Origin of the sequence: Lutibacter sp., assembly GCF_041596795.1 — a bacterium.
Taxonomy (GTDB): Bacteria; Bacteroidota; Bacteroidia; order Flavobacteriales; family Flavobacteriaceae; genus Lutibacter.
The window spans coordinates 1-4,704 of sequence record NZ_JBFHHX010000193.1; the positions used below are offsets into that span (position 1 = coordinate 1).

The 4,704-nt window shown below is 31.7% G+C and carries 5 protein-coding genes; 3 read left to right on the top strand and 2 right to left on the bottom strand.

The window, feature by feature from the left end; translation table 11 throughout:
* The 3 genes from ABY298_RS14895 to ABY298_RS14905 all read left to right on the top strand — a co-directional run.
* The coding region (locus ABY298_RS14895) for a cytochrome ubiquinol oxidase subunit I (RefSeq protein ID WP_372746845.1) at positions 1-1,176 on the top strand (1,176 nt) is incomplete at its 5' end.
* A gap of 3 nt (positions 1,177-1,179) precedes the next feature.
* Positions 1,180-2,256, top strand: coding sequence for a cytochrome d ubiquinol oxidase subunit II (gene cydB, locus ABY298_RS14900; RefSeq protein WP_372746846.1), 1,077 nt, complete (start codon positions 1,180-1,182; stop codon positions 2,254-2,256).
* 170 nt (positions 2,257-2,426) lie between these two features.
* Positions 2,427-3,236 (top strand): amidohydrolase family protein, encoded by an 810-nt coding sequence (locus tag ABY298_RS14905; protein WP_372746847.1) that lies wholly within the window; start codon positions 2,427-2,429, stop codon positions 3,234-3,236.
* A 103-nt stretch (positions 3,237-3,339) separates the two neighbouring features.
* Here ABY298_RS14905 and ABY298_RS14910 read toward each other — a convergent pair whose 3' ends face one another.
* Both ABY298_RS14910 and ABY298_RS14915 read right to left on the bottom strand, forming a co-directional pair.
* The gene (locus tag ABY298_RS14910) at positions 3,340-4,158 is read right to left on the bottom strand and encodes a YgcG family protein (RefSeq protein ID WP_372746848.1); all 819 of its coding nucleotides are present in this window, start codon (positions 4,156-4,158) and stop codon (positions 3,340-3,342) included.
* Positions 4,159-4,596 (bottom strand): TPM domain-containing protein, encoded by a 438-nt coding sequence (locus ABY298_RS14915; protein ID WP_372746849.1) that lies wholly within the window; start codon positions 4,594-4,596, stop codon positions 4,159-4,161.
* Positions 4,597-4,704: the final 108 nt, after the last annotated feature.

Consider the following 4,704-nt stretch of genomic DNA (forward strand, 5'->3'; position numbering starts at 1 on the left):
AAATTTTGGGCAAAAATATTTGCAATAAATTTTGGAATGGGTGTTGTTACTGGTATTCCAATGGAATTTCAGTTTGGTACCAATTGGGCCCAATTTTCTGAACGTACAGGAAATATTATAGGGCAAACCCTAGCTATGGAAGGAATGTTTTCGTTCTTTTTAGAATCCTCTTTTTTAGGGTTATTTCTGTTTGGCGAAAAACTACTTGGAAAAAAACTACACTTTTTAACAGCGCTATTAATTTTTATAGGCTCATGGGCAAGTGGCTATTTAATTATTGCCACACACTCTTGGATGCAAAACCCAGTTGGACATGAAGTTTTAGCCAATGGTAAATTTGTACTTAAAAACTTTTCTGATTTATTTGGAAATCCGTGGTTATTACCATCCTTCTTTCACAATCAAATGGCATCTTTAGTAACTACATCATTTGTAATTGCAAGTGTTGGTGCTTTCTACCTTTTAATAAATAAACATAAAGAGTTTGCTCATTTATTTTTAAAAACTGCAATTATAACTGGTTTTATTTCAACAATACTAGTTGCGGTTCCAACAGGCGATTTGTTAGCAAAACAAGTAGCTTTAAATCAGCCAGTAACTTTAGCTGCAATGGAAGGTTTATTTAATGCAGAAAAAGGTGCGCCTATTGTGTTAATAGGTCAACCCAACATGAAAGAACAACGATTAGATAACAAAATTGAAGTTCCAAAAGTGTTGAGTTTTTTAACCTATGAAAGATGGGATGCTGAAATAAAAGGTTTAAATGATTTTCCACAAGAAGAATGGCCAACAAATATTCCTGGCTTGTATTATTCTTATCATATAATGGTTGGATTAGGAACTATTTTTATAGGAATTATGTTTTTAGGAATCTGGTTTTTATGGAAGAAAAAACTAGAAATACAACGATGGTTTTTATGGGTATTACTCTTTGCTGTTCCATTTCCGTACATTGCAAATACTGCTGGATGGTACACATCTGAATTAGGAAGACAACCGTATTTAGTATATGGCTTATTTAAAACTTCTGATGGAATTTCTGAAAGTGTTTCCGCAGGAAATACATTATTTACCCTATTGGGCTTTGTAGGATTGTATTTATTATTAGGTTTTATTATGCTAATTTTAGTGGGTAAACTAATACATAAAGGACCAAAATTAACTTTAAAAAACTAAAAGATGGAGACAGTTTGGTATTTAATTTTAGGTTTTATGTTGGTAATGTATATTGTGCTTGATGGTTTTGATTTTGGCGCAGGAATTATTCATTTCTTTTTTGCAAAAACCGACGAAGAAAAAAAACAAGTAATGCGTGCTATTGGTCCTTTTTGGGATGGTAACGAAGTTTGGCTAGTTGCATTTGGCGGTGTTTTATTTGCTGCTTTTCCAACCTTGTATGCATCAGCTTTTAGTGGTTTTTATTTACCATTAATTATGATCTTATGGTTTTTTATTTTTAGAGCCTTAGGCATTGAATTTACACATTTAATTAACCACGAATTATGGATAAAACCATGGCAAAAAGGATTTGGAATTTCTAGTTTATTATTAGCATTGTTTTTCGGAATTGCATTTGGAAATGTAATTAGAGGTGTTAACTTAGGTGGCGTTGAAGATGGTGTTGCACAATTTACCAACTCTTATGCCTTTTTTACTCCTTTATGGGATGAAAGTTTTTCTCCTTTTGCAGAAAGACCTGGTGTTATTGATTGGTTTACAATTACTATAGGATTAGTAGCTGTATTAACACTAACAATTCACGGAGCTTATTGGATAATTTTAAAAACCGAAGGTGATTTTGTAAAAAAATTGCAGTCTAAAATAGTACCATTATGGATTGCTTTAATTGTTTTAATTATTATTTCATTAGTGGCATTTGTAACAATGAAATCTTTTCATATAGATTTATTTAATCAACATCCAGCAATGTATTTATTGCCATTTATTGCCTTACTAGGTTTTATAGGAATGTTAATTTTTAGAAATAGCAATAAACATTGGTTAGGATTTACCTCCTCTACTATTTTTATAATTAGCGGAATTGGAAGTGCTATTGCAAGTATGTTCCCTGTAGTAATACCAAGTACTAATAACATTGTAGAATCCTTAACAATATACAATACAGCTTCCGAAACGTATGCTTTAGAAGTAGGTATTATATGGTGGGTTATTGCTTTTATTTTAGTAATTATTTACTTTACTTTTGTTCAAAGAGTTTATAAAGGAAAATTAACCGAAGCTCACGATCATCATTAAAAAAAGCACATCAATATAAATTTAAACCCATATCCTCTATTCAGATGATATGGGTTTTTTTCTACTCAAATTTTAACTTAAAAAAATATTTCCAAAACTAAAGTGCAATCTCTTTTTAAATTTAAATGAAAACCTTAATTTGTACTTTTAAAACATTCAAATTAAAAAATATGATTATAGACGTACATACACATATTAACAATTATCACGAAGATAGAGTAACCTCCTTAAACGACTCTCTCAATAAATTAACCGACACAATGCAAGATAACGGTGTTAATTACTCTCTAATTTTATCATCGTACAAAGTAAATGAACATAGACCTAGCACCAAATCTGTTGTTGAAGCCGTAAGTAAACGAGATAATTTAGGCGTGGTTGCAGGTATTAGTTACTTAAATTATAATCATAGAGATTTAAGGGAAATAAGTGAGTTTATTGAAGCTGGACTTATAAAAGGACTTAAATTTTACCCTGGGTACGAACCGTTTTATCCAAACAATGATCGTTTAAAAGTTTTTTATGAAATGGCTATTGAATATAATGTTCCTGTAATGTTTCATTCTGGAGACACTTACGCACCAACGGGCAAAGTAAAATACTCGCACCCACTTCAAATTGATGATTTAGCTGTAGATTATCCAGGTTTAAAAATAGTAATTTGTCATATTGGTAATCCTTGGATTAAAGATTGTATGGAAGTTGTGTATAAAAATGAAAACGTATACACTGATATATCTGGTTTAGTTTTAGGAGATTTTACCGAAAAATTTGAACGCTATATGAAAAAGGAAATTGAAGAAATGATAATTTACGCTGGCGATCCTAAATATTTATTATATGGAACCGATTGGCCAATTTCTAATATGAAATCGTATTTAAAATTTATGACTCAATTGGACTTACCCGATGATAAAAAAGAATTAATTATGTGGAAAAACGCTGCTGAATTATTTAAAATTGATGTTTCTAAACTGTAACATATTTTATCAAAAGACAATAGTATATAACTGAATTTAAAAAATAAACCGAAATAAGTTACATTAACTTATTTCGGTTTATTCTATACTTTTATTATTATTTTTACCAGCCACCGCCAGCTCCTCCTCCACTAAATCCGCCGCCGCCAAAGCCACCGCCAAAGCCGCCGCTTCCAAAACCACCACCACTTGAACCACTTCCAAAGCCGCCGCCAAAGCCGCCACGTCCGCCACGAGATAAAATAATGGCAGTTAAAATATCTGCCGCAGTATTATCATTTCTAAATCCTTTTCCGCCATTACCTCCACCTTTATCTTTTTTGGAAAAAATTATTAGTAATACTATAAACACAATAAAAATAATAAGGAAGCTTGGAACACCACCAGACTCACTTTCTTTTTTACGAGAGCCTTTATAAGTTCCTTTTAAAACTTCAAAAATTGCATCGGCTCCTTTATCTAATCCGGCGTAAAAATCGCCAGTTTTAAATTCAGGAATAATTACATCACGTACAATACTACCAGTTGTTCCGGCTGTTAGCTTATGTTCAACTCCATACCCAGGAGAAATCCATATTTTACGTTCTTTATTGGCCAATAAAACTAGTACTCCATTATCTTCTTTTGCCTGTCCTATTCCCCATTGATGTGCCCATTTTGGCGTTAAAATTCCAATATCTTCTCCGTTAATAGTTTCAACGGTAATAATTACAATTTGAGTTGACGTAGAATCGGAATATTGAATTAATTTTTGCTCCAAAGTTTTCTTTTGATTGGCATCTAAAATAGCTGCATAATCGTAAACACTAGTTTGTAGCTTTGGTTTTTCGGGTATTGTAAATTGCGCAAAAGTTACTTGTGTAAAACAAACAACAAGTAAAAATGTGCTAACTAGTTTAATATATTTTTTGTGTAGGTTCATTTATCCTTTTGAAATTTCATCAGATAACTCATTTGTATCATCTGACTGATATGGAAAAAATTGCTTTAGTTTATTCCCAACTTCTTCAATTGCAGTTACAAGACCTAAAGTAAATTCATTGTTTTTAAAATGGGTTAGTATGATCTGTTTTTCAGTTTCCCAAAAATTTTCTGGAACTAATTTATTAATTCCTTCATCGCCCAAAATTGCAAACTTTTTACTTTCAACAGCAATATAAATTAAAACACCGTTTTTTAACTCAGTTGCGTCCATTTTTAATGCATAAAAAACCTCCAATGCCCTTTCCATAGGAGGTTTTTCTGTAGTTTTCTCTATATGAACGCGTATTTCACCTGAAGTATTTTTTTCGGCATTTTTTATGGCTAAAACAATTGCTTGCTCTTCCGTGGCTGTTAAAAAATCTTCAACTTTAGACATTATTCTTTATCGTTATTACCAAAATCAAATTCAACATCTGGTGCATTTTCAGCGCCTGCCTCAGCATCAAAATATGGTTTTCCATCAAAATTAAAGAAGCCTGCCAAA